Here is a 24,598-nt window from a genome sequence, read left to right on the forward strand (position 1 = left end):
ATGAGTTACGAAACGATCGGAAAAGTGCGGGTATGGGGCAAAGTGGACGAAAGCGCGCTGAAACAGGCCCAGACCTGCGCGCACTACGGCGACGTGGTGCAAACGCTGCTGATGGCCGACCATCACAAAGGCTACAGCCAGCCGATCGGCGGCGTGGTCGCGTACGACGGGCAGATCTCGCCGAGCGGCGTCGGCTACGATATCGGCTGCGGCAACAAAGCGGTGCGCACCAACCTGATAGCCGACGACGTCAAGCCGCGCATCAAGCAGATCATGGACGAGATCGGCCGCAAAGTGGAGTTCGGCATAGGCCGCGTCAATGTGCACAAGGTGGATCACGAGCTGTTCGACGATCCCGACTGGTCCGTGTACCGGCAGATTAGCGGGAACGTGCACGACAAATTGAAAAAACTGGCGCGCGATCAGCTCGGGACGGTCGGCAGCGGCAATCATTACGTGGATATTTTCGAAGAGCCGTCGACGGGACGGATCTGGGTCGGGAACCATTTCGGCAGCCGGGGCTTCGGGCACAAGACGGCGAGCGGGTTCCTGAACCTGGCGGCGGGCCGCGACTTCCTCGGCAAAGCGCCGGGCGAAAGTATGGACCAGCCGCCGGTTCTGCTCGATCTCGACAGCGAAACGGGCGATATGTACTACCGCGCGATGAAGCTGGCCGGACGGTACGCTTACGCGGGCCGCGATTACGTGATCGGCCAGGTACTCGGGATCCTGGGCGCGACAAGCGATTTCGAAGTGCACAACCACCACAACTTCGCCTGGAAAGAGCGGCATGAAGGCAAAGACTGCATCGTGGTGCGCAAAGGCGCGACGCCTTCGGCTCCGGGACAGCTGGGCTTTATCGGGGGCAGCATGGGCGATATCTCGGTCATTGTGCGCGGGAAGAATACGGCGGAGAACGGCGAAGCTTTCTACAGCACGGTGCACGGCGCGGGACGCGTCATGAGCCGGACCCAGGCCGCGGGCAAAATGAACTGGAAAACGCGCGTTCGCCTCGGCGGCGAAATCACCGAAGAACGCATGATGAGCGCGGTGCAAAAGTTCGGCGTGGAACTGCGCGGCGCGGGCACGGACGAAAGTCCTTTTGTGTACCGGCAGCTGCGGGAAGTATTGGATGCCCATTCGGAAACGCTGGACGTGCTGCATACTTTGAAACCGATCGGGGTGGCGATGGCGGGCGCGAACGAGTTCGATCCGTATAAAGATTGAGCGGGGGAAGGCGGGTGGACGGGCGGTTATTGGGAAAAAGAATGCCACGGGATGGAAAAGAAGCCGGTTTCCGCAGCAGATGCGGGAGAACCGGCTTTTTGGCGCGTGCTGCGGATTGCGAAAGCGGGTTCGAACCGTTCGGGGGTAAATCCGGCGACCGGTCTCAATTCAATGAACAGTTACGTCCGAATGAACAGTTACGTCCGTTTGAAATTCGTACTTAAACCCGTGTACGAAGTCTCAGGACGGAATCGCACCTAAAGCGTGCGAGTTTCAGGCGAACGTAAACCTCCGATTAAGAGTTGGCAAGGTACTGGAATGTGCCTTTAACGGAGAAATGGTTTAAAATGGAGGGGAAGAGAGTGAGCGGGAATCAAGGAGGCGGGCCGATGAGGAAAAAAGGAAGCCATGCGGCGGAGACGGACGGGCGCCGCGAGCGGTATGCCGCTATGCCGCCGGCTGTGTGCGAATTGTACGAACGCTGCGATTGGCTGACGGAGCATCTGGACGAAGAATAGGCCGCTGCCGGGCTGATCGCGCTCTATCCGGAGGCGGCAGACGCCCGGGCTCACGATATCGCGGATTTTATTCCGCTCGCGGCTGGAGCGGAGAGTAAAGGAGAAAACAGATGAACAAATCGAAGAAAAAACATAACGGTATCGAGGAAGAGGGTCGTCTGTCCGCTTCTTCAAAAGCCGAGGGTACAGGCAATCCGCACCGCGGACAGGGCGCTCGGCCCAAGCTGTCCGCGGCGGAGCGCGACAAGAAGCTCAGCAAGCTGATGTCGATGATGCTGCGCCACAAGCCCGAAGAGTCCGGGCTGCGGCTCGATCCCGAAGACGGGTCGTGCGGCCTGGACGAGCTGCTGGCGGCGATCCGGCAGCGTACCGGCTTCGAAGCCGTCACCGAAGAAGACGTACGCGGCGTGGTGCGGCGCTCGGACAAACAGCGGTTCGAGATTGTGGAGCCGGGCGAGGCGCGCATCCGCGCGCGCTACGGACACAGCTTCGGCCGGGTGAATTACCCGCAGGGCACGCCGCCGGCCGTGCTGTATCACGGCACCGGCCGGCATGCGCTGCCGTCGATCGAGGAACACGGTCTGCTGCCGATGGGACGCGAGTACGTCCATTTATCGGCGGACACGCACTTCGCCGCGCTGGCCGGGCGGCGCAAAGGCAAACTGATCATGCTGCGCCTGGATACGGCGGCCGCGGCCGAAGCGGGCGTCGCGTTCTACGACGCGGGCAGCGGCGTGTGGCTGGCCGAGCGGGTTCCGTCCGCCGTGCTGGCGGTGGACGGGCAGTACGAGGACGAAGCGGAGCGGAAGCCGCGGAGTTGAACGGCAGCTGAAGCTACCGGGCGTCAGCCTTGATATCGAACAGGCGTCGGCCGCAGCGTCGGACGCGAATTTGCAGATTGAGCGTCGACCGCGATGCCGGAAACGAAATGTATTTTTGTGACGGTATGCTATGGGAATATTGCGTACGCGCATCATTTTCGTAAGAACTGCCCGGAATTTGCCAAACTGTTGCCTACGTGCATCATTTGTTTGCCAATCCGGCAGGTTGGGACGGTTTTTCGGGAAAATGTTGCGCCTGAGCAGCATTGAACGGAGAAAGCCCGTTTTCGAGCAGGATTTGTTGCGGATTTGCAACATTTTGCAGAACGAACATGCCGGCAAACAGAAGGAGAGAATCGAACATGACGAATACACATCCCAATCACCATTCCCATCCAACGGCGGGATCGGACAAAACGAATCGAACGATCGACATCGGCATCAATCTGATGCACCGTTCGTTCGGCGGCGATCGCGATCAGATCGTACAAACAGCGCTCGAAGCGGGCGTTACGCCGCTGATTATTACCGGAACGAGCGTAAGAAGCAGCGAAGCCGCCGCCGATTACGCCCGCAAACACCCGGGCCGTCTGTATACGACGGCCGGCGTGCACCCGCACGACGCCAAGAGCTGCGGCGGGCGCACGCTGCAAAGCCTGCGCGATCTGGCCGCCGGCGGCTCGGTCGTCGCAATCGGCGAATGCGGACTCGACTACAACCGCGATTTCTCGCCGCGCGACATGCAGCTGGAATGGTTCACCAAGCAGGTGGAGCTGGCCGAAGAACTCGAGCTGCCGTTGTTCCTGCACGAGCGCGACGCGCACGAAGACTTTGCCCGCATCCTGCGCCGGGTGAAGCCGCCCGGGGTGCCGGCCGTGGTGCACTGCTTTACCGGCAGCGAGCAGGAACTGCGCGCTTATCTGGAAATGGACCTGTACATCGGCATCACCGGCTGGATCTGCGACGAGCGCCGCGGCAAGCATCTGCGCAGCCTGGTCAAGCTGATCCCGCCCGAACGCCTGATGATCGAGACCGACGCGCCGTTCCTGACGCCGCGCGACCTCGTCCCCAAGCCGAAAGACGGCCGCAACGAACCGCGTTTCCTGCCCCACATCGCCGCCGCGGTCGCCCAATGCGCCGGCCGCAGCGTAGATGAAGTTATGCGGCAGACGACGGAGACGGCAAAGGAGTTTTTCGGAATTGGGTTTGAATAAAACGTGATTTTTCGGAAAAGATAAGGAATCGTTTCGCAACCCAATTAAGCAGATAAAGAGAAACAACCTGACGCAAAGTGTGCAGGTTGTTTTTTTATTGAAATTTTTGGACTAAATGTTTTTAAGAGCGAATTAGTGGGGTTCAAATTTTTTTGTTGTACTTAATTATATATATTACATAAAATAGAATTATGGATTCGGAATGGTTATTTGGTATGCAAGAATGCCAATAGCACTGAAAGATATTCCGATTAAAAAAGTATGCTGGAGAGGAGGTGGTATGTTCGCTCCACATTAGCCAACCAAGTTCGACAAGTTTCGATTTTTGGGTAAAGGAGGTGTGCAGTTGAGAAGTTTAGGCAAGAAATTTGCAGCATCGGCGATGAGCTTTATTCTGGTTGCCGGTTTCGCGCTGCCGCAGCTTGCTTTCGGCGCTACTGCTTATAAAGATATTTCGGAGGCCGATAACTGGGCAAAGCCGGGTATCCAACGAGCGAGTGAAATGGGAATCGTGCAAGGTTACCCGGATCGCGAGTATCGGCCGAAGGACGGCGTATCGCGAGGAGAAGCCGCAGTTGTCGTCGCCAAAATGCTGAAGTTGGATGTATCCGGCGGCGCGACCGGATTCTCCGACGTTTCTTCGAACGCCTGGTATGCGCCGTACGTAAACGCGGTACGGAAAGCAGGCATCATGAACGGCGTAGGCGGAGGACGCTTTAGTCCGAATACCGAGTTGACCCGCGAACAGCTGGCGGTAGTGTGGGTCAAAGCGGCTTCGCTGGATTTGAACGGAGATAATTCCGGATTGTCCTTTGGGACCGACGGTCCCGCAACCGGAGTTCGGGGAACATTCGATGTCGATTCGGCGAGCTCATGGGCAAAACCGTATTTGAGCGAGTTGAATCGTCTCGGTATTTCGTTCAACGCCGTCAACGACATCAACGGCAAGGAAGAGACGCAGCGCCAGGAATTGGCTTTCGTTATTTCGCAGTTCGCGCCGATGTTCGGCCAGATGAAAGTGGATTCCATCGACGGCGATATCGTTACGCTCGACGGAACGAACTACCTGGTTACCGATGAAGTGCGCGGACTGCTGCGAGAGATCAATGAGAAAGCCCTGGCCGGCGGCAAAATTCGTTTTCGCACGGATGGAACCCGTATCACGGGGATCATCTATCTGGCTGTCGGTAATACGCGCGACGGAAGCGGCGCTGTACTGGACGCGGGCGGAACGCAAATCGACAAGCTGAGAATCAACGGAGACGACGTCACGATAAGAAACGCGGTCGTACGGGATCTGGTGATCGATCGGGGACTTGAAAGCACTGTCCCTCTTGGAGGCATTCAGGTTACCGGCACGACCTATACCACGCAATCGGGAACGTTGACGCCTTTGGCGCCGATTACACCGACGCAGCCGTCCACACCGCCGTCGACTCCTGTTGTGAACGATCCTGAGCCTACGACGCCGACGAATCCAAGTCCCGTTCGCGTTGTTTCGATTCAGATTAACGCGCCAAACGGAGCGACCACGGTCAACGAAGGCGGTATGCTTCAACTGACCGCAGCCGTGTCACCGACCGGCGCGACCAACAAGACGGTCGTCTGGTCCGTATACAATGAAACCGGCAGCGCAAGCATCGATGTAAACGGTGTGCTGACCGGAATCAAAGCCGGTACCGTGACGGTAACGGCAACGGCCTCCGACGGTTCGGGAGTGAAAGAAACCCGTACGTTTACCGTCGTTCAGACGCAGTTCCCGGTTACCGGGGTGACTGTATCCGCGTACGGCGGAGCAACTTCGGTTACACAGGGCGAGACCTTGCAGTTTAGCGCTCAGGTGCAGCCGAACAATGCGACCAATCCTTCGGTTAAATGGTCGGTGTACGGCGGAACCGGCAGCGCAACCATCGATCCCGTTACCGGACTGCTTACGGCGGGAACGCCGGGCACTGTAACCGTTGTAGCGACTGCCATGGACGGATCGGGTCAATCGGATTCGTTCAATCTGACCATTACGGCGGCAAATGTGCCGGTGCAAAGCGTAACCGTATCGGCCTACCAGGGAGCGAAATCCGTTAATGTCGGCAGTACTCTGCAGTTTACCGCTTCGGTATCTCCGAACAACGCAACAGACCAAAGCGTAACCTGGTCGGTGTACGACTCGCAGTTTGCGAGTATCGATCAGAACGGGCTGCTGACTGCAATCAAAGCGGGAACCGTAACAGTAACCGCTGTGGCGAAGGACGGCTCCGGTGTAAGCAATACGTACAATCTGACAATCAAGCAGCCGGCAGCAACAATCACCATAACGGCGGCTGGGAATCCGAAGTATTTGAATGTCAGCGATACAGTGCAGCTTACAGCGGAATTCGATCCAAGCGATACGACGGATCAGACCGTAACCTGGTCGGTCGACGATTCGCAGATCGCGAGTGTCGATCAGAACGGCCTGTTGACCGGCAACAAAGCTGGCACAGTTACGGTTACCGCCACGGCGAACGACGGCTCGGGCGTATCGGACACTTACCAGTTGACGATCAGACAGCCGGTAACCAGCGTCACGGTATCGGCATACGATAACGTGACGAATACCGTTAACGTCAGTGAGACCTTACAGTTGGAAGCAGCGGTGAATCCGAACGATGCAACGGACTCAACCGTAACCTGGTCGGTTTACGATCCGCAATTTGCAAGTATCGACCAGAACGGCCTACTGACCGGCATCAAAGCAGGAACTGTAACGGTTACCGCTACGGCGAAAGACGGCTCCGGCAAATCCGGCACGTACACCGTAACGGTTAAGCAGCCGGTAACGAGCGTGACGGTGTCGGCATACGACGGTACGACGAATTCGATCGAAGTGAACACTACACTGCAGTTGAATGCGCAAGTCGCGCCTGGCGATGCAAGTAACAAAACCGTTATCTGGAACGTGGACAATACCGCGGTCGCGACAGTAGATCAGAACGGTCTGCTGTCGGGCAAGAGTCAAGGTACGGTAATCGTCACGGTTACCGCCCAAGATGGTTCGGGGGCCCACGGTACGTATCAGGTAACTATCGTCAATAGCGGAAGTGGAAGTGGAAGCGGCGGAGGCGGAGGAATACCGGGCGGTTGATTTGTTCCATCGCCGCAATCTGCCAATGCGAATTTCAATTCAATACTTGAGGGGCATCCATGGGATGCTCCTTTTTTACATGGCATGGCGAAACACCCTCAATTGCGTATAATAGAAACTAAAGCTCCTATTCGCCTGGCCGCCTATGGCCGGGCAGTCGAAGAAGGGAAGGACGATATGCGTAAACTGGTATTTTTCGTGGGGGGCGCCGGAAGCGGCAAGACCACGCTGGCAAAAGGGATTACGGAGAAGCATCCTGCGGTATTTCTCGATATGGACACGGTGTCGCGGCGGGCGAGCGAGAAGATCATGACGATTGCCGGACACGATCCGAACGACCGGGATTCGCCGGCTTACAAAGAACTGTGCCGCGATCTCGGTTACGAGATGACGATGGACGTGGCGCTGGAGAATCTGGATTTGAATCTGGATGTGTTCGCGGTCGGTCCTTTTACGAGCGAGATCCACAATCCGGACTGGATTCGCGAAGCGCTGGGCAAGATCGGGGCGAGCGTGGAAGACGTGGAGGTCAAAGTCATCTACGTCTACCTCAGCGACATGGAGCAGTACAAGCAGCGGATTATCGACCGGGGGCACAAAGCCGACGAGTGGAAACTGGCGCACTGGGACGAGTTTGTGAAACGCATGGAGCGTACCGACGTCGTGTGGGAACTGCCGGGCGATTCGATCCTGTACTTCGATAATTCGGCGGGCTCGCTGGAAGAGAATATCGAAAGTTTGCGAAAGTTCGTGTACGGAGCGTAAGCGGAAGGGATAAGCGGGAGAGCAGGACGAGAGTCCTGGAGCCGCCGAGCGTCCGAGCCGTAAAATAGCAAAACCGGAGAACGGGCGTGCCGCGGAAACAAAAAGCTGTGGAAACGCCGCTGGGGTGAGATACGCGGGCATCCGGGCATGGAGCGGCGGAACGCTGGCTTCGATGGCACTTCCGCTGCCGGCATTGCTGCAAATCCGCATCAATCTCTGCCCGTTGGGACAGTAGATCGAGCCATTGATGCCAATACGCAGCAATTCAGGCGCCGCAGACGCGTTCCGGCACGGAAAGAAGCTGATCTTCGGAAAAATGATGCTCACATGCAGCAATGCTGGAATTCTGAGCGGAAAAGGCCGAATTTGCTGCCGATATGCACAAATGGGCGGCTGATCCCAATTTGCGCACCAAAAGACCGCGGGCCTCCAGCCGAATTGGAGACCCGCGGTCTTTTTTTTACGTCTAAAAGCGCCTTGAAAGTATAACCAAATTGTAACTGTCAATCTGCCAACTTGCCGTCGCCCGCCGCTTTCGTCCGTCGTCAATCCCGATCGTACAGCCGGCTTTCGCGCTCTTCCTGCTCGATCTCCACCGACAAGCGGCGGAAACGGCGGATATTGACGACGAATGTATAGCCGCGCAGAGCGGCGAGCAGCAGCGGCAGCAGGATGCCGGGCAGGCTGTACAGCCGGAAGTAGAAAATAGAAGCGATCGCCAGGGCGATAAACACGACGTCGAACATCATTTTCTGCTGCAAACGCAGCTGTTTGCGCCGGTTGTCCATACGCGGTTACCCCTCCGAACCGGCCCGGCCGCCGTTTTCCGCTTCGCTCAGCCGGACGGCGAACTCGTCCTCGGACAAAATGCGTACGCGGCTGCCGGCGGCCGCGAGCCGCGCGGCCGACTGCGTCTTGCCGCTGGTGCGGCCGCCCGCGGCGTACTTCGCGTAGTCGCCGCGGCCGACGACCAGGTAATCGGTCTTCCATTCGACCGATTCGGTGCACAGCGCGCCGAGACCGGCGGCGCGCCGCTGGGCGTCTTCACGCTTCAGCCCGCTCAGCCGCCCGGCAAAGACCAGCCGCTTGCCGTACAGCGGATTGCCGCGGTCGGCCGCAAGATTCGGCCTTGGCGGCGCGGACTTGGGCTTCGCGGCCGCCCCCGAATCCGGCCGGCTTTCCGCCGCGGCTGCATTTGAGCCGCCGCTTTTTGCACCCGCTGGGCCGGCCGCTCCGCCCGCCGCGCTTCCGCTTCGCCGACGGCTGCTTTTCGCAGCCGACGACGAAAACGTGATGTGCTTGCCGCTGCGCAGGATCTGGCCGATGCGGTAGCCGTAGCGCTCGGCAAGGCCGCCGCAGTCGCCGGCTTCGCCCGCCAGCGAGCAGCGGAGAAAGATGCGGGCCGCGGCCCGCGCGTCTTCGATCGCGTCGTGGTGCTTGAACGAGCTTAGTCCCAGCTCGCGGGTGACCGTATTCAGCTTGTGGTTCGGCATATCCGGCCAGATCTTCCGCGCCAGCAGGCACGAGCACATATATTGAATATGCGGCAGATCGAGATTGTGCTGCTCCGCGCTGCGCCGCAGCACGCTCATATCGAACGAAGCGTTGTGCGCGACCAGCACGCGGTCTTCGATCCGGCTGCGCAGTTCCGGCCAGATGTCCGCGAACGACGGCGAGTTTTTCACCTGATCCGGCGTGATGCCGTGCACGGCGATGCAGAACGAATCGAAATCGTCGTGCGGATTGACGAGGCTGTAATATTCGTCGACGATTTCCCCGTTTTTTACTTCGACTAGACCGACCGCGCAGACGCTCGCCCGTCTGCTGTTGGCGGTCTCGAAGTCGATGGCGACAAAGTCCATGCGCGTTTCCCCTCCAATCGGATCGTTTGCTGCTTGTTTCTTTTTCCGTTCTTTCATGCCCCGCGAATGGAACGATCGGTTTGCTGGCCGGAAACTTTCCGGCGACTTGCCTTAGTCACCGTGTGCGATTCAGCCGATCGAAAGCCGACTGATCAAGGTGAGGCAAGCTGCTAGCGACTTGCCTCAATCGGATGAACGGTTTCGCTCTTCTGAATCGCACCAAAACCGTGTGCGATTCAGCCGATCGAAAGCCGACTGATCAAGGTGAGGCAAGCTGCTAGCGACTTGCCTCAATCGGATGAACGGTTTCGCTCTTCTGAATCGCACCAAAACCGTGTGCGATTCAGCCGATCGAAAGCCGACTGATCAAGGTGAGGCAAGCTGCTAGCGACTTGCCTCAATCGGATGAACGGTTTCGCTCTTCTGAATCGCACCAAAACCGTGTGCGATTCAGCCGATCGAAAGCCGACTGATCAAGGTGAGGCAAGCTGCTAACTCCCGATAAACGGGCAGCGGCGGATATATTCGGGGTCTTGAAGCTGCCCGACCAGGAAGCGGGCCACGTCTCCGTTGTACACGCGGTTGCCGGTCATGCGGGCGATATCCGCTTTGACCGCGCAGCCTCCCTGGCCTTCCTTGACCATCGGGAGCCGGACGAGCGTCCAGTCGGCGGCGCTGCTTTGCAGCACATGCAGTTCGCGCAGCCGGTCTTCGACGAACTGCGGATGCAGCGAACGCAGCATGCGCGACACAAGGCGCGCGCCGACCGACTTGCGGTCGCCCTGGAGCGTCAGCGAGGTGCCGGTCACGCCGATGTAGCGGCGGATGCCCGCCCGCTCCATTTCTTCCAGGATGCGCCGGGTAACGACGCTGTAGACCGGCTCTTCCTGCGGAGGCCGGCCGAATGTATTGATGACCGCGGCGCAGCCGGTCAGCAGTTCCCGCAGCGAGTCGAAGCGCATGACGTCGCCCTGAACGACGGACAAACGTCCGGCCATGTCGGGCGGGAGCTGCATAGGGCGCGCGTTTCGGACGAGCATGCGGACTCTGTAGCCCTGCTGCAAAGCGCAGCTGACGACGTAGCGCCCGGCGCTGCCCGTTCCTCCGATTACGGCGATGAGGTTGGATTGATTCATGTTGCCCTTGCCCTCCATAACCAATATGCTGCACGCTGCGATTGGTCGCAGCTTACAGGGAGATTCCTACATTTCTATTATGCGAGTCCGGCGCTGAGGTTTCAACTTTGCGGGCGGGAAGCGGGGGAAGAACGGGATTTCGGCTTTGAAAAAGAGGCTGCGGCCCGCCCGCGCGAATACATGGCGATCCGAACGGCGCGGCGTTTTGCGGGCGTTTTTTACCGGGCGTGGTGCCAAGCGGCTTCCACCGGGTATTGATAGAAGAGAACAGCGGCCGGTCGGCCGCTTCTACGACAAATATCGGGAGAATACCATGATCTCATTCGAACGCGTTACCAAGACCTACGGAGACGGGCGTACGGCTGTCGACGGTCTGTCTTTTTCCGTGCAAAAAGGCGAGTTCTTCGTTCTGATCGGTCCGAGCGGATGCGGCAAAACGACGGTGCTCAAAATGATCAACCGGCTGATCGAAAACAGCGGAGGCCAGATCCGTATCGGCGGCAGGCCGATCGGCGAATACAAATTGAGCGAGCTGCGCTGGAATATCGGCTACGTGCTCCAGCAGATCGCGCTGTTTCCGCATATGACGATCGCCGAGAATATCGCCATCGTGCCTGAGCTCAAGCGCGCGCCGCGCGAAGAAACGGCGAAGACCGTCGACCGGCTGCTGCACATGGTCGGGCTCGATCCGAACGTGTACCGCGACAAGCGGCCGTCCGAGCTGTCCGGCGGCCAGCAGCAGCGGGTCGGCGTCGTTCGCGCCCTGGCGGCCGACCCCGACATCCTGCTGATGGACGAGCCGTTCAGCGCGCTCGATCCGGTAACGCGCGAGAAGCTCCAGAACGACCTGCTGGAGCTTCAGCGCAGCATCCACAAGACCATCGTGTTCGTAACGCACGACATGCGCGAAGCGCTGAAGCTGGGCGACCGCATCTGCGTGATGAACGAAGGCAAGATTGTCCAGCTCGGGCGTCCGGCGGACATCCTGAATCATCCGGCGAACGACTTCGTGCGCGAGTTCCTGGGCGGCGAACTGCAGGCCGCGCAGCCGCGCGTGCCGGCGCTGACGGCGGGCGATCTGGCGGAACCGATCACACCGGACAACCGGCTGGCTTCGGAGGGCGCGGTCACGATCGGAGCGGAAACGGAAACGGGCGAACTGCTGTGGCATTTTGCGGCGCAAGAGCGCCTGCTGGTGCGCCGCGGCGACGCGGTCGTCGGCGTGCTGGAACGCGATAAGACGCTCAAACGGATTGCGCGCGAGTTCGAGGAAGGAGGCGTGGCGAAGTGAAGACCTTCTTCGACGTGCTGGGCGAACGCCAGAGCCAGCTCTGGAACGTGCTCGGCGAGCATATCGCCCTGTCGTTTATCGCGCTGCTGCTCGCGGCGCTGATCGCCGTGCCGCTCGGTCTGCTGCTGGCGCGGCATCCCAAAGGCGCGGAAGGCGTCATCGGCGTAACGGCCGTGCTCCAGACGATTCCTTCGCTGGCGCTGCTAGGCCTGCTGATCCCGCTGCTCGGCATCGGGCGCGTGCCGGCGGTCGTGGCGCTTGTGATCTACGCGCTGCTGCCGATTCTGCGCAATACGTATACCGGCGTGCGCGAAGTCGATCCGTCGCTGCTCGAAGCGGCCGACGCGATGGGCATGAACGCGCGCCAGCGGCTGCTCAAAGTGGAACTGCCGCTGGCGATGCCCGTTGTCATGGCCGGTATCCGCACGGCGACCGTGCTGATTATCGGGACGGCGACGCTGGCGGCGCTGATCGGCGGCGGCGGTCTGGGCGAACTGATCCTGCTCGGAATCGACCGCAACGATACCAACCTTATCCTGCTCGGCGCGATTCCCGCGGCGCTGCTGGCGATCGTGTTCGACTTCGCCCTGCGCTTCCTGGAGAAGCTGTCGTTCCGGCGCTCGCTGACCGCGCTCGGCGGCTTTGCGGTGGTGATTCTGCTGTTCCTGCTGATCCCTTTGTTCGGGCAGGGCGGCAAAGCCGATCTTGTGATCGCCGGCAAGCTCGGGGCGGAGCCGGAAATTCTGATCAATATGTACAAAGACCTGATCGAACAGGATACGGATCTGAACGTCGAACTGAAACCGGGCTTCGGCAAAACGTCGTTCGTGTTCAGCGCGCTTCAGAACGGCGATATCGATATCTATCCGGAGTTCACCGGCACGGCGATCAGCGAGTTTATGAAAACGACCGCGGTCAGCACCGACGCGAAAGCCGTGTACGAACAGGCCAGGGACGGCATGAAGCAGCAGTTCAACATAGCGCTGCTTGCGCCGATGGCTTACAACAACACGTATGCGGTCGCTATGTCCAAGAAGCTGGCGGAGCAGTACAAGGTTGAGAAGATTTCCGATCTCAAGCCGCTGGAAAACAATCTGGAAGCGGGCTTCACACTGGAATTCTCCGACCGCGAAGACGGCTATCTGGGCATCCAGAAGCTGTACGGCATCAAGTTCCATACGGTGTTCACGATGGAGCCCAAGCTGCGCTACCAGGCGATCGAGAGCGGCGATATCGATCTGCTCGACGCGTATTCGACGGACAGCGAACTGGCGCAGTACGATCTGACCGTGCTCGAAGACGACAAAGGACTGTTCCCGCCGTACCAGGGCGCGCCGATGATGCTCCAGAGCACGCTCGACAAGCACCCGGAACTGGCGGATACGCTGAACGTTCTGGCCGGACAGATCACGGACGACGAGATGCGGCAGATGAACTATGCGGTCAACGCGGAAGGCCGTCCGGCGGCGGACGTGGCCCGGGACTTTTTGACGGAAAAAGGACTGCTCAAAGCGGAATAAACAGGGGCGGAAGCGGACAAGCGGCGGCGAAGCGCCGAAGAAAGGGAGGAAGCAGGACATGCGGGAGGCAGATCGTTCCGGCACGGAAGTCCGTTTCTACCATGCAAGAGGAAGTATGCTCAAGATCGCGCTGCTTGGCCTGATCTTCGTCGCCGCCGGATTCTATCTGATGCTGCTCGGCTTCGGGCCGGGACCGGATCATTCCTTGTTCGGCGGCATCATGGGCGTGCTGTCGCTGCTGCTGGGATTGACGGGAACCGGGTTCGGCTTGTTTCGCGCTTTGAACGTGATTCCCGCGTTGACCCTGGATGAAAAAGGATTGTACGACCGCGGCTCGGCGGGGAGCGCCGGTTTTGTTGCCTGGACCGATATCAGCGGGATCGAGGCTTACGAGTTTATGGGGCAGCGCTTTATCGGAGTCGGCCTGCACGATTCCAAAGCGTTCCTGAACCGGCAAAACCGCTTCAAAAAAAGTCTGATGAAAGCGAATCGCGGCCTGGTTTCGTTTCCGGTCAATATCGCGATGCAGGGCTTCCGGGACGAGGCCGAAGCGATTCTGAAAGAAATGAAAGCCCGCTGGAAATGGTACGCGTGAGGCGTGAATGGAATAAAGCGGCGGAAAGCGTACCGGTTTTGCCGGAAAATGCCCGATAAAAAACACCGACGGAAACCGCAAGGTTCCGTCGGTGTTTTTGTGCGCGCTATGCGCCGTATTGAGAAATCTCCCGTATTACTTCGGGATATTTTCCGCCAAGGCGCGAAATCTCCCGTATTATTTCGGGATATTTCCGCCCGCGATCCGGTCTCCCGAATCGCCGGACGGATCGGTCTTCTGGTCGTCGAGACCGGCGTGGATGATCACGGAGCGGCCGGCGATGGACATGGAGCTGTCGCGCTTGAGGTTGACGCCTTCCAGGAACATTTCCGCTTTGGCGGAGCCGGTCGAAGAGGCGGTCAGATTCATCGTAAAGTCGCCCAGATGCGCGCCTTTCGGATTGTCGTGGCCGTGCTGGTGGCCGGTCGGGTTGAAGTGGCTTTTCGCCGTTTCGAAGTCGCTGCCCTTGATCGCGGACTGGTGAATATGGATACCGTGCTTGCCCGGCGGCAGGCCCGTCAGGTTGATATTGGCGCGAACGCCTTTGTCTTCGGCGGTGAAGTCGATGCTGCCGAGCACTTTGCCGTCCGCGTTTTTGACGATCGTTTTGGCCTGGCCCGCCGAGACGGCGTTGTTCGTCGCATCCCAGTAAACGGGCACGCCGAGCATATCGCCGATCGCGCGCAGCGGCACATACGTGGTTCCGTTATACACAAGGGACTGCGGAGGCAGGGTTCCGTCGCTGCCTGTCGGCGTTTGCACCGCCTGGCGTTCGCCGAAAGCGAAAAAAGTGAGCTTCGACGAAACGGCGGATACGACGGACGATCCGGTAGGCGTGGCGGCTGCGGCAGACAGTCCGGAGAACAAGACGGCTCCGCACAGGAACGAAGCGGCCAAATGACGTTTACCCAGAGGTTTCTTTGGCATGATTGTATTCCTCCTTGATCGGATTGGGCGCGAACGCCCGCTTTGAGGTCCCTTACCCCTGCGTTCCCGCGCCGAAACTCTGAATGAAAATGGTTACATATGAAGATCTGTAAAAAGTGTCTATCCAATTACCGAAGGATTTGCTACAGTAGAAAAACTGACCGGACCGCTTCGTGGACAGGCGGGATGGATGCTATAATGGTAATATCCTTAAAATGGAAAGAGGGATACGGGTTTGCATAAGACGATCAGCCTGGCGTTGGGCTCGATTTGCGTCGTTTTTTTATTTTTCACGATGATTTCGGCGATCCGCTTCGTCCAGTCCGGCTGGCAGCCGCCGCAGGCGGAGCCCCGGCAGAGCGACCGGTATCGGCTCGTCCTGATTACGCAGGATCTCGGCACGCCGTTCTGGAACGGAGTGGGAGAAGGCGCGGCTCGGCAGGCCCGGGAACTCGGGGCGAATCTGGAAGTATGGGGAAGCTACGGCGAGGACCGGGAAGATTTTCTGAAACAGCTTGAGATCGCGATCGATTCCAAAGTGGACGGCGTGATCGTGCAGGGGATGGACACGGAAGCGTTCGACGACCTGACCAAAGTCAAAGCGGCTTTTTACGGCATTCCCGTGATTACCGTCGCCAGCGACGTGCCGATGTCCGGCAGCATGCGCCGAACGTATGTGGGATCGGACCCGTACGAAGCGGGGAGGCTCATCGCCAAGCGGCTGGTGCGCGATATGGGAAACAAAGGAACGGTGGTGCTGATGGCCGACGAACGCGACGAATACGACCAGCTCCGGCGGCTCGAAGGCGTGCGCAGTGTGCTGGCCGCTTATCCGGCGATCGCTCTCGAAGAAGTGCGGACGCCGGGCGAACAGGAGCGGGTGATTGCGGCGACGCAGGAGAGCATGAACTGTTTTCCCGATGTAAACGCATTCATCTCGGTGGACGCCGGCTTGACCGGCGCCATGGTGCAGGAGATCGGGCGGCGTGCGCAGGTCGATCCGTATCATATTTATTCGTTTGACGACAATCCGGATATCCTGCCGCTGCTGCGCGAAGGCAAACTGGACGCGATCGTTGAGCAGTCGCCGGAGGAGATGGGCGAAATGAGCGTGCGGCTGATGACGGAGTGGCTGAGCGGCGAGACGGTTCCGCTGAACGCGGACGGCTATCTCACCGATATTCGGATGCTGACGGCGGCGGATCTGCAATGATCGGGATTCAGCGGAAAATATGGACCCTGACCGCGCTCGTCATGTTTATCATGGTCGCGATCTGGATGATGCTGACGTACTATAACCAGAAAACGCAGGACCAGTACAACGATATCCTGCAGCGCTATCTGCGCATGAACGAAGTCACCGTATCGAGCCAGCAGGCGGTCACTTCGCTGAACAATTATCTGCTGACGCCCACCGAAGGCAATCTGAGCGGCCTGCACCGCAACCAGGACAAGCTCAGGGAAGCCCGGCAGGCGGTCGGCGCGCTGCGCAACGGGCAGAACGATTTCGCGCTCACCAGCTACATGAATCTGATCGACAGCCTGATCGAAACGACGGACCGCTCGGTCATGTTCCGCTCGGAGCGGGAAACGGAAGATTCGGAGCAGGCTTTTTCGGAAGCGACGCGGATTTCCCGCTATATTTCCGAGATGACGCTGACGCTGCTCGATATGGAATTGAACACGTACCAGCGTTTCTACCGGAGCATTATCGAACAGTCGGAAGAACTCAAGAAGCTGGGCATCTGGATTCTGCTCGCGATTACGTTCGGGCTGCTGCTGTTCACCTACTGGTTCTCGCTCAGCATCACGCGTCCCGTGGAACAGCTGACGAAGGCCGCGCAGGAACTGGCCAAAGGCAGATTCGACCGGCAGATCAAAGTCTCGTCCACGGACGAAATTGCGTTTCTCGCCACGACGTTCGAGCATATGCGCATCAACCTCAACGAGCTGATTCTGGAAATGCGGGAAAAAGCGCGGCTGGAAAGCGAGCTTCAACAAAGCCGTCTGCTGCTTAAGGAAAGCCAGCTGCGCAGTTTGCAGAGCCAGATCAATCCGCATTTTCTGTTCAATATCCTCGATACGCTGTCCAAAAAAGCTTTTCTGGAAGGCGCGGAGGAAACAAGCGATCTGCTGGTAAGCGTGGCCGGGCTGCTGCGTTACAATCTGAAGCGGCTGGACCGGTCGGTTACGCTGCACGACGAAGTCCGGGTCATCCGGCAGTATATGGAGATTCAAACCGCGAGATTTACCGATCGGCTGCGGCTGAATCTGGACATCGACGACAGCTGTTTGTCCGTATCGATCCCGGGCCTGACGCTCCAGCCGATCGTGGAAAACGCGGTGATTCACGGGATCGAGCCGAACGAGGACGGAGGCACGATCGATATCCGCATCGCCGACGGAGGCGACGAAGTCATGATCGAAGTCGCCGACAACGGACCGGGCATGAGCCGGCAGAAGATCCGGCGCATTCTGGAAGAAGGCGACGGCGAGGGCGAAGCGGAAGGGCATTCGACCGGTATCGGCTTCGGCAACGTGGTGCGCAGGCTGAGGCTGTTCTACGGCATCGAAGACGTGATCGAGATCGACAGCGGCGAAGGCCGCGGCGTGCGGGTGCTGCTCAAAATACCGAAGACGAGGAGAAGCGAACCATGACCAAACTGCTGATCGTGGATGACGAACAGGTCGGGCGCGAAGGGCTGCAGGCCATTTTGCAAAAAGGCTTCCCCGATCTGGAGATCGAACAGGCGAAAAACGGAAAAATGGCGATCGGGTTGGCGGAAGAGTTCAGGCCGGACGTGATTCTGATGGATATCAAAATGCCCGGCATGGACGGGCTGGAAGCGGCCGAGCGGATCGGGGAGCGGTTTCCGGAGATCAAGATCGTGATGGTGACCGCTTACGATACGTTCGACTACGCCCGCCGGGCGCTCAAGCTCGGCGTCAAAGACTATCTGCTCAAGCCGAGCAAAGCGTCGGAGATCAAAGCGACGGTCGGCCGCGTGCTGGAGCAGGCGCTGGCGGAACGTCTGGACCGCGAGCGCAGCCTGATGCGCGAGGACGCGCTGCGCCGGGTGATGCCGGTGATCGAGACGGACATCGTCACGCAGCTGCTGTTCGACCATGTGCACGAAGTGCATTCGGACGAGCTGGTGTCCTGGCTCGGCGCGGACGCGCGCGGCGAAGTCTTCGCTTTGTCCGTGCTGGTGCCGGAAGGCGAAGAAGGCGCGTACGCGGCGATCCGCGACCGGGTGCGGCGCGAGGGAGCCGGCTGGGTCGGCGCGCTGTACGGCCGGCAGATCCCGATCATCGCTTTTCGCGATGCGGGGCGGTCGTTTCGCGCCCAGGCGAACGAGCTGGCGCGTCTGCTGCTGGAAGCGGCGGGCGGCCATTCGCAAAGCGGATGGTTCGTCGGCGTCGGCGGCGTGTGCGAATCGCTGGCGCAGGTGCGCCAGTCCTACCGCGAAGCGCTGCTCGCGACTCCCGATCCGGCGCAGCCGGTGCACTACCGCCTGTACGCCGACAAGCCGGAGAACGATGGTTCGAATTCCATCCTGGATTATCCGGACAAACGCTGGGAGCGGCATTTCTTCGAGCAGATCCGGGTAGGCGACTGGGACGGCATCCGGGCGGAAACGCTGGATTTCCTGCGCCGCTGCGAAAGCGAGGGCGCGGACCGGCTGCACGCGCAGCAGCGCGTATCGGAGCGCTTGTGGGTCTCTTCGCGTGTGCTGGCGGAGATGGGCGTGGAGATCGGCACGCCGACGTTCTCGTTCCAGGCGCAGGATTACCGGCAGCTGCGCGCGGAGACCGGTTCGATCCTGGACCGCATCCGCCAGGCTTACGCCGAGCATGTGGAGCGGATCAAGCCCGATACGGTGCGGCGGATCAAACAGTATATCACGGAGCATTCGCACGAGGACATCTCGCTCGAAGCGATCGGCGAGAAGTTCGAGCTGAGCCCTTTCTATATCAGCAAGCTGTTCAAGGAACAGATCGGCGTGAACTATATCGATTTCCTGACCGAGTGCCGCATCGAGCGGGCCAAGAAGCTGATGAGCGATCCGTCGCGCAGTCTGAAAGAAATCACGTTCGAAGTGGGCTACCACGACCCGAATTATTTCAGCAAAGTATTCAAAAAGCTGTGCGACGTCTCGCCGACGGAGTACCGCCGGGCTCTGCTGGGGGGCGGGGAATGACCGGGCGATCGAGCGGGGGCGCAGCGGAAGGCGTTGGCTTGAGAGCAGAAAGCGAACAGCGGCGTTTATCGCTTGGACCCATACGGCTGCGGTTTGTCCTGCCGTTGCTGGCGGCGCTGCTGACGCTGGGTATACTTGCGGCCTGTTCGGGCCGCGGGAACGAACCGGGCGCCGCTCCGCCTCCGGCTGGCGGCTCTTCGGTGTCTTCGACGTCTCCGGCGGCTCCGGCCGGCGGAGAAGAAGGGGCTGCCGAAGCCGGAGCCGCTTCGGCGGGAAACGGCGCGCGGGGCGGCGCCGGGGCTGACGGCACGGCCGCAGGCGGCGCGGGTTCCGGGGCGGCCGCGGGGACGGAGTCCGGGGCGGCGCAGCCCGCCGCGGAAGCGAAGCCGATCAAGATCGGCTTCGCCATGGATACGCTGCTGGAGGAGCGCTGGAAGAAAGACCGGGATCTGTTCCGGGAAGCGGCCGAAGCGCTCGGCGCGGAAGTGGTGATCAAGTCGGCGAGCGGCGACGACGCCCGGCAGATCGCGCAGGCCGAAGCGATGATCAGCGCAGGCGTCGACGTGCTCGTGATCGTGCCGCACAACGCGGAAGCCACGGCGGCGCTTGTGAAGAAAGCGCACGATGCCGGCATCAAGGTGCTGTCGTACGACCGGCTGGTCCGCAACGCCGACGTCGATCTGTACGTCTCGTTCGACAATGTGCAGGTCGGACGCCTCCAAGCCCGGGCGATCGTCAAGCTCGTGCCGAAAGGAAACTACGTCTATATCGGCGGCGCCGATACGGACAACAACGCGCACCAGTTCAAGCAGGGCGTGTTCGAGGTGCTCCAGCCGATGATCGACCGCGGCGAGATCCGGGTCGTATACGACCAGTGGTCCAAAGACTGGAAGCCCGTGCATGCGCTGGACAATATGCGCGAAGCGCTGAACGCGAACGGCAGCGGCGGCATCGATGCCGTGATCGGCGCCAACGACGCGACGGCCGGCGGCGCGGTCCAAGCGCTGGAAGAACACGGCCTGTCGGGCCGTGTGCCGGTGGCGGGGCAGGACGCCGATCTGGCGGCGATCCGCCGCATCGCACGGGGCGAGCAGACGATGACCGTCTACAAGCCCATCGGCCGGCTGGCCGCCGAGACGGCGAAGCTGGCCGTCGAGCTGGCGCGCGGCGAGATTCCCGAGACGAACCGGCGCGTCAACAACGGCAAGATCGAAGTGCCGTCGGTGCTGCTGGCCCCGATCGCGGTCGACGCCTCCAACCTGGAGGAGACCGTGATCGCGGACGGGTACCACTCGCGCGAAGACGTGTACGCGGCGAGCGGCGAATAACCGGCCGGCTCGGTGCGCGGATCGATCGGCCCGAACCGGCCGATTCCGCCGGTTCCGCATCCGTATGAATCGGTCCAATCCGGCCGGCGCGGCATCCGTATGACTCGGCCCGAGCCGGCCGATTCATACGCGCTCCGCCTTCGGCCGATCATATCGTCCGCACAGGCGGTTCCATCCGGAATCGTCAGATTGTCGAGAAACGATTGGATGTAAACCTAATACCTTGTCAACGCTAAAGGTAAGGTTATGTTCAACTGAATCGCACCTAAAGCGTGTGCGTTTCAGTTGAACATAAACCAATGATTAAGAGTTGACAAAGTACTAAGGCAGTGCTTTGTCACCCTTCAAAGGGGAGGTTACGTTTGGCTGAAAGGCGCATGGTTCAAGTGCGATTCCGCCGTAGACTTCGTACACGGGTCGGGTACGAATCTCAGACCGGCGTAACGTTACATTCATCGGGGACAAAGTAGGGGGGGGCGATTGGAAGGAAAGGTCGGGGAAAAGGCTGGAGAAATAAAGCGAGCGGCAGGATCAATCTAAAATAGCTGCGTATAGCCTCTTATTCAAGCTTAATCTTATGTTTTTGAGAAAATAACGACGCTCATACCATTATTTCGAGCTTTTCCGCTTCGATTCGGCCTTTGGCTCCCGAATAATTGCACCAGCGTCGCTATTTGAAAAAATCGAAGCGTTTCGCTCCAAATAAGTGTACCAGCGTCGCTATTTTTCGTTCGAAATCATATCCGGCTTTCTCGATACCCTGGCGGTTCTATCCGGAACCGTCTTTTTTGTGCGGCTCAACCCCAACTCCCAACCTCAATCTCAATTTCCAGCCCCGTTCTCAACCTCCAAACCCGATCCTCGATTGCAATCGCCCGTCCGTTAACGGAAATGAGCGACGCTCTAAACAAGCCCAAATCTCCTGTTCAGATTTCTAACGGAACGCAGCGACGCTAAGCAGGCCAAAAGGACGCCGCGCCTCCCATTGAAGCCTTCTAGCGGAATGACGTTCCGTTAGCCGGAGAAGGATGCGAGAAAGCCGGCGGAACAGCGAAATCACAGCGAGAATGCAAAGGCGCGGCGACGCGAGCCTATCTGCAGTACATTTTTGCAAACGCTTACCCCTTTTCCTTAAAAAATTACAGAAGGTCGCAAAAGAGTGCTAGCGATGAGGCGGTCGGGGAAATGAAAGCGGTGTTATAGTTGGACTTGTCAGAAAACAGACACATGTGAAAGGGGTTAATTCAATTGACCAAACGCTTTAAAGGAATCGCGCTTCTGCTCGTTGTGATGATGTTCGCAACGCTCGCTGCGGCCTGCAGCAACAACGGCACGAGCGGCAGCGGCGGCAGCGTAAGCGTCGGGATCGTCCTGCCGACGAAAGACGAGCCGAGATGGGTGCAGGACGAACAGCGCTTCAAGGACGCGCTCTCCGGCACGAAATATAACACCGAAATCCTGTTCAGCCAGGGTTCTTCCGCCAAAGAAAAAGAAAACGTGGAAACGCTGCTGAACAAAGGCATTAAAGTGCTGATCATCTGCCCGCAGGACGGCGACGCCGCGGCGGCCGCAGTCGAAGAAGCCAAGAAAGACGGCGTTACGGTAATCTCCTACGACCGTCTGATCACCAACACGGACGCGGTCGATTACTACGTAACGTTCGACAGCCTCGCGGTAGGCGCGGCTCAAGGCCAGTACCTGATCGACCACAGCAAAGGCAGCGGACAGCCGCTCTACCTGTACGCAGGCGCCGCAACCGACAACAACGCGTTCCTGTTCTTCCAGGGCGCATGGGAAGTGCTCCAGCCTAAGATCGCGGACGGCACGTTCAAGATTGCCAACTCCAGCGAAGCCGAGAAGCTGAAAGACACCAAAGACCTGACCCGCGACCAAATGAGCAGCATCATCGGCCAGGTTACGACCAACTGGGATCCGAACGAAGCCAAGAACAAAGCTCAAACCCACCTGACGGCGGCAGCCGCGGACATGAAAGGCGACGTTGTCATCCTGGCTCCGAACGACGGAACATCCCGTTCCATCGCCGACGTATTCGGTTCCGACAGCGCAATCACCAGCTACGTGATTACCGGACAGGACGCCGAGCAGGCTTCTATCCAGTACATCATCGACGGCAAGCAGTCCATGACCGTGTTCAAAGACGTGCGCACGCTCGTTAAAGACGCAATGGGCATGGCGGTCGAAGTGCTCGACGGCAAAACGCCGGAAACGACCGGTTCGTACAACAACGGCAGCGCGGACATCAAAGCGAAGCAAACCGACGTTATCGTCGTGGACAAAGAGAACGTGAAAAAAGAACTGATCGATTCGGAATACTACAAAGCGAGCGATTTCACGGGCCTGTAAGCCCGGGAAACGCGAATCCGTAAGCGGTCTTGCAAAAGCCAGTACCAGCAAAAAGCCGGCTGCGAAGTAGGGACGGGAACTTACCGTTCCTATTTCGTAGTGAGCCGGCAAGTAAGGAGTGCAGAAAATGGGCGGAAGCATACTGGATAAAAAGAATGGCGGCTCCGCGAAACGGGCGGACGGCAACATACTGGAAATGCGCGGCATTTCCAAAAATTTTACGGGCGTCAAAGCGCTGTCGGACGTGAACTTCCAGGTCAAAAAAGGGGAGATTCACTTTCTGGTCGGCGAAAACGGCGCGGGCAAATCGACGTTGATGAAGGTGCTCAGCGGAGTCTATCCGTACGGAACGTACGAGGGCGATATCGTGTACGAAGGCACGGTGCAGCAGTTCGGCAAGATCAGCGACAGCGTCAAAACGGGCATCGCGATCATTTACCAGGAGCTCGCGTTATTCCCGGATCTGAGCGTGTACGAGAATATTTTTGCAGGGAACGAAGTGAAGCGCGGCGGCGTGATCGACTGGAACGAAACGATCATCCAGGCGAGAGAAATGCTGCGCAAAGTCAAGCTGAACGTCAATCCCGAGACCTTGATCCGCGACCTGGGCGTCGGCAAGCAGCAGCTTGTCGAAATCGCCAAAGCGCTGAGCAAGGACGTGAAGCTGCTGATCCTGGACGAACCGACGGCCGCGCTCAACGAGAACGACAGCGAGAACCTGCTGGAGCTGCTGCGCGAGCTGAAGAACCAGGGCATCACCTGCATCATGATCTCGCATAAGCTCAAGGAAGTGATCGCGATCGCGGACAAAGCCACCGTTCTGCGCGACGGACGCACGATCTGCACGCTGGACGGCTCCAAAGGAGAGATTACCGAAGCGGCGATCATCAAAAACATGGTCGGACGCGATATCGAGGACATCTATCCGAAGCGTCCGGACAAACGAATCGGCGAAACGATCCTGGAAGTCAAGAACTGGACCGCCTACGATTCGGAGCTCGGCCGGAACATCGTCAAGAACGTCGATCTGCATGTCAACAAAGGCGAAATCGTCGGAATCGCGGGCCTGATGGGCTCGGGACGGACCGAATTCGCGCTCAGCGTGTTCGGCAATCCGAGAAACTACAAGCTGGACGGCGAGCTGTTCGTCGACGGCAGGAAGCGCAATTTCAAGCATACGAGCGACGCCATCAAAGCGGGAATCGCTTACGTAACCGAAGACCGCAAAGGCGACGGGCTGTTCCTGATCCAGGATATCAAAAGCAACGTCAGCGCGGCGAATCTCAAAGGCATCGCCCCGGGCGGCGTCATCAACGACAACGAAGAAGTCAAAGTCGCCAACGATTACAAGTCTTCCATGGCGATCAAAGCGCCTTCGGTCGAACAGATCGTCGGCAACCTGAGCGGCGGCAACCAGCAGAAAGTCTCGCTCGGCAAATGGCTGTTCGTCGGACCCGAGCTGCTGATCCTGGACGAACCGACGCGGGGCATCGACGTCGGCGCCAAATTCGAAATCTATACCATCATGAACAAACTGATCAACCAGGGCATGAGCATTATCATGATCTCGTCCGAGCTCGGCGAAGTGCTCGGCATGAGCGACCGGATCTACGTCATGGCCGAAGGCCGGATCAAAGGCGAAATCGCGGCGGAACACGCCGATCAGGAAAAAATTATGCAGCTTGCCACGCAATAGGAGGGTGAACC

General features: G+C 59.1%; 20 protein-coding genes. 15 read left to right on the forward strand and 5 right to left on the reverse strand.

The window, feature by feature from the left end; genetic code table 11:
- The 3 genes from QWJ34_RS01015 (at position 1) to QWJ34_RS01025 (ending at position 2,566) form a co-directional block, all read left to right on the forward strand.
- Complete coding sequence (locus tag QWJ34_RS01015) at positions 1-1,227, forward strand: RtcB family protein (RefSeq protein WP_302725187.1); 1,227 nt, start codon at positions 1-3, stop codon at positions 1,225-1,227.
- 389 nt (positions 1,228-1,616) lie between these two features.
- Positions 1,617-1,745, forward strand: a complete 129-nt coding sequence (locus QWJ34_RS01020; protein ID WP_302725188.1) for a hypothetical protein — start codon at positions 1,617-1,619, stop codon at positions 1,743-1,745.
- Positions 1,746-1,855: 110 nt separating this feature from the next.
- Positions 1,856-2,566 (forward strand): RNA 2'-phosphotransferase, encoded by a 711-nt coding sequence (locus QWJ34_RS01025; RefSeq protein WP_302725189.1) that lies wholly within the window; start codon positions 1,856-1,858, stop codon positions 2,564-2,566.
- Positions 2,567-2,768: 202 nt separating this feature from the next.
- Here QWJ34_RS01025 and QWJ34_RS01030 read toward each other — a convergent pair whose 3' ends face one another.
- Positions 2,769-2,930: a hypothetical protein gene (locus QWJ34_RS01030; RefSeq protein WP_302725190.1), complete on the reverse strand. Its 162-nt coding sequence runs from the start codon at positions 2,928-2,930 to the stop codon at positions 2,769-2,771.
- On the opposite strand from QWJ34_RS01030, the gene QWJ34_RS01035 reads away from it, so the two are divergent.
- The 3 genes from QWJ34_RS01035 (at position 2,929) to QWJ34_RS01045 (ending at position 7,666) form a co-directional block, all read left to right on the forward strand.
- Positions 2,929-3,780, forward strand: coding sequence for a TatD family hydrolase (locus tag QWJ34_RS01035; RefSeq protein ID WP_302725191.1), 852 nt, complete (start codon positions 2,929-2,931; stop codon positions 3,778-3,780). The genes QWJ34_RS01030 and QWJ34_RS01035 overlap by 2 nt on opposite strands.
- 382 nt (positions 3,781-4,162) lie before the next feature.
- On the forward strand, positions 4,163-6,901 hold the full coding sequence (locus QWJ34_RS01040; protein ID WP_302725816.1) for an Ig-like domain-containing protein: 2,739 nt from the start codon (positions 4,163-4,165) through the stop codon (positions 6,899-6,901).
- Positions 6,902-7,078: 177 nt separating this feature from the next.
- Positions 7,079-7,666 carry a P-loop nucleotide/nucleoside kinase family protein gene (locus tag QWJ34_RS01045; RefSeq protein ID WP_302725192.1) on the forward strand — a complete coding sequence of 196 codons (588 nt, stop codon included), beginning with the start codon at positions 7,079-7,081 and terminating at the stop codon, positions 7,664-7,666.
- A gap of 545 nt (positions 7,667-8,211) precedes the next feature.
- On the opposite strand, the gene QWJ34_RS01050 is transcribed toward QWJ34_RS01045, so the two are convergent.
- The 3 genes from QWJ34_RS01050 to QWJ34_RS01060 form a co-directional block, all read right to left on the reverse strand.
- The gene (locus QWJ34_RS01050) at positions 8,212-8,454 is read right to left on the reverse strand and encodes a hypothetical protein (RefSeq protein ID WP_302725193.1); all 243 of its coding nucleotides are present in this window, start codon (positions 8,452-8,454) and stop codon (positions 8,212-8,214) included.
- Between the two features lie 6 nt (positions 8,455-8,460).
- Entirely contained in the window at positions 8,461-9,528 is a 1,068-nt protein-coding gene (locus tag QWJ34_RS01055) for a 3'-5' exonuclease (protein ID WP_302725194.1), read from the reverse strand.
- Positions 9,529-10,019: 491 nt separating this feature from the next.
- Positions 10,020-10,664 (reverse strand): NAD(P)-dependent oxidoreductase, encoded by a 645-nt coding sequence (locus QWJ34_RS01060; RefSeq protein ID WP_302725195.1) that lies wholly within the window; start codon positions 10,662-10,664, stop codon positions 10,020-10,022.
- Between the two features lie 313 nt (positions 10,665-10,977).
- Between QWJ34_RS01060 and QWJ34_RS01065 the strand changes: the two genes are divergently transcribed.
- From QWJ34_RS01065 to QWJ34_RS01075, 3 genes are read left to right on the forward strand one after another with little or no spacing between them, the layout of a single operon-like run.
- Positions 10,978-11,955: an ABC transporter ATP-binding protein gene (locus tag QWJ34_RS01065; protein WP_302725196.1), complete on the forward strand. Its 978-nt coding sequence runs from the start codon at positions 10,978-10,980 to the stop codon at positions 11,953-11,955.
- On the forward strand, positions 11,952-13,475 hold the full coding sequence (locus QWJ34_RS01070; protein ID WP_302725197.1) for an ABC transporter permease/substrate-binding protein: 1,524 nt from the start codon (positions 11,952-11,954) through the stop codon (positions 13,473-13,475). Before QWJ34_RS01065 ends, QWJ34_RS01070 begins: the two co-directional genes overlap by 4 nt.
- Positions 13,476-13,533: 58 nt before the next feature.
- Positions 13,534-14,070 carry an STM3941 family protein gene (locus tag QWJ34_RS01075; RefSeq protein WP_302725198.1) on the forward strand — a complete coding sequence of 179 codons (537 nt, stop codon included), beginning with the start codon at positions 13,534-13,536 and terminating at the stop codon, positions 14,068-14,070.
- A gap of 177 nt (positions 14,071-14,247) precedes the next feature.
- On the opposite strand, the gene QWJ34_RS01080 is transcribed toward QWJ34_RS01075, so the two are convergent.
- Positions 14,248-14,997, reverse strand: coding sequence for a superoxide dismutase family protein (locus QWJ34_RS01080; protein WP_302725199.1), 750 nt, complete (start codon positions 14,995-14,997; stop codon positions 14,248-14,250).
- Between the two features lie 235 nt (positions 14,998-15,232).
- Here QWJ34_RS01080 and QWJ34_RS01085 point away from each other — a divergent pair, with 235 nt between their 5' ends.
- The 6 genes from QWJ34_RS01085 (at position 15,233) to QWJ34_RS01110 (ending at position 24,587) form a co-directional block, all read left to right on the forward strand.
- The gene (locus tag QWJ34_RS01085; RefSeq protein ID WP_302725200.1) at positions 15,233-16,210 is read left to right on the forward strand and encodes a sugar ABC transporter substrate-binding protein; all 978 of its coding nucleotides are present in this window, start codon (positions 15,233-15,235) and stop codon (positions 16,208-16,210) included.
- Positions 16,207-17,655, forward strand: coding sequence for a sensor histidine kinase (locus QWJ34_RS01090; protein ID WP_302725201.1), 1,449 nt, complete (start codon positions 16,207-16,209; stop codon positions 17,653-17,655). Before QWJ34_RS01085 ends, QWJ34_RS01090 begins: the two co-directional genes overlap by 4 nt.
- Positions 17,652-19,199 carry a response regulator gene (locus tag QWJ34_RS01095; RefSeq protein WP_302725202.1) on the forward strand — a complete coding sequence of 516 codons (1,548 nt, stop codon included), beginning with the start codon at positions 17,652-17,654 and terminating at the stop codon, positions 19,197-19,199. Before QWJ34_RS01090 ends, QWJ34_RS01095 begins: the two co-directional genes overlap by 4 nt.
- A 38-nt stretch (positions 19,200-19,237) precedes the next feature.
- Positions 19,238-20,527 (forward strand): D-xylose ABC transporter substrate-binding protein, encoded by a 1,290-nt coding sequence (gene xylF, locus QWJ34_RS01100; RefSeq protein ID WP_302725203.1) that lies wholly within the window; start codon positions 19,238-19,240, stop codon positions 20,525-20,527.
- Positions 20,528-21,775: 1,248 nt separating this feature from the next.
- Complete coding sequence (locus QWJ34_RS01105; RefSeq protein WP_302725204.1) at positions 21,776-22,891, forward strand: sugar ABC transporter substrate-binding protein; 1,116 nt, start codon at positions 21,776-21,778, stop codon at positions 22,889-22,891.
- A 127-nt stretch (positions 22,892-23,018) separates the two neighbouring features.
- Positions 23,019-24,587: a sugar ABC transporter ATP-binding protein gene (locus tag QWJ34_RS01110; protein WP_302725205.1), complete on the forward strand. Its 1,569-nt coding sequence runs from the start codon at positions 23,019-23,021 to the stop codon at positions 24,585-24,587.
- Positions 24,588-24,598: the final 11 nt, after the last annotated feature.

Origin of the sequence: Saccharibacillus sp. CPCC 101409 (assembly GCF_030518235.1) — a bacterium.
GTDB lineage: Bacteria > Bacillota > Bacilli > Paenibacillales > Paenibacillaceae > Saccharibacillus.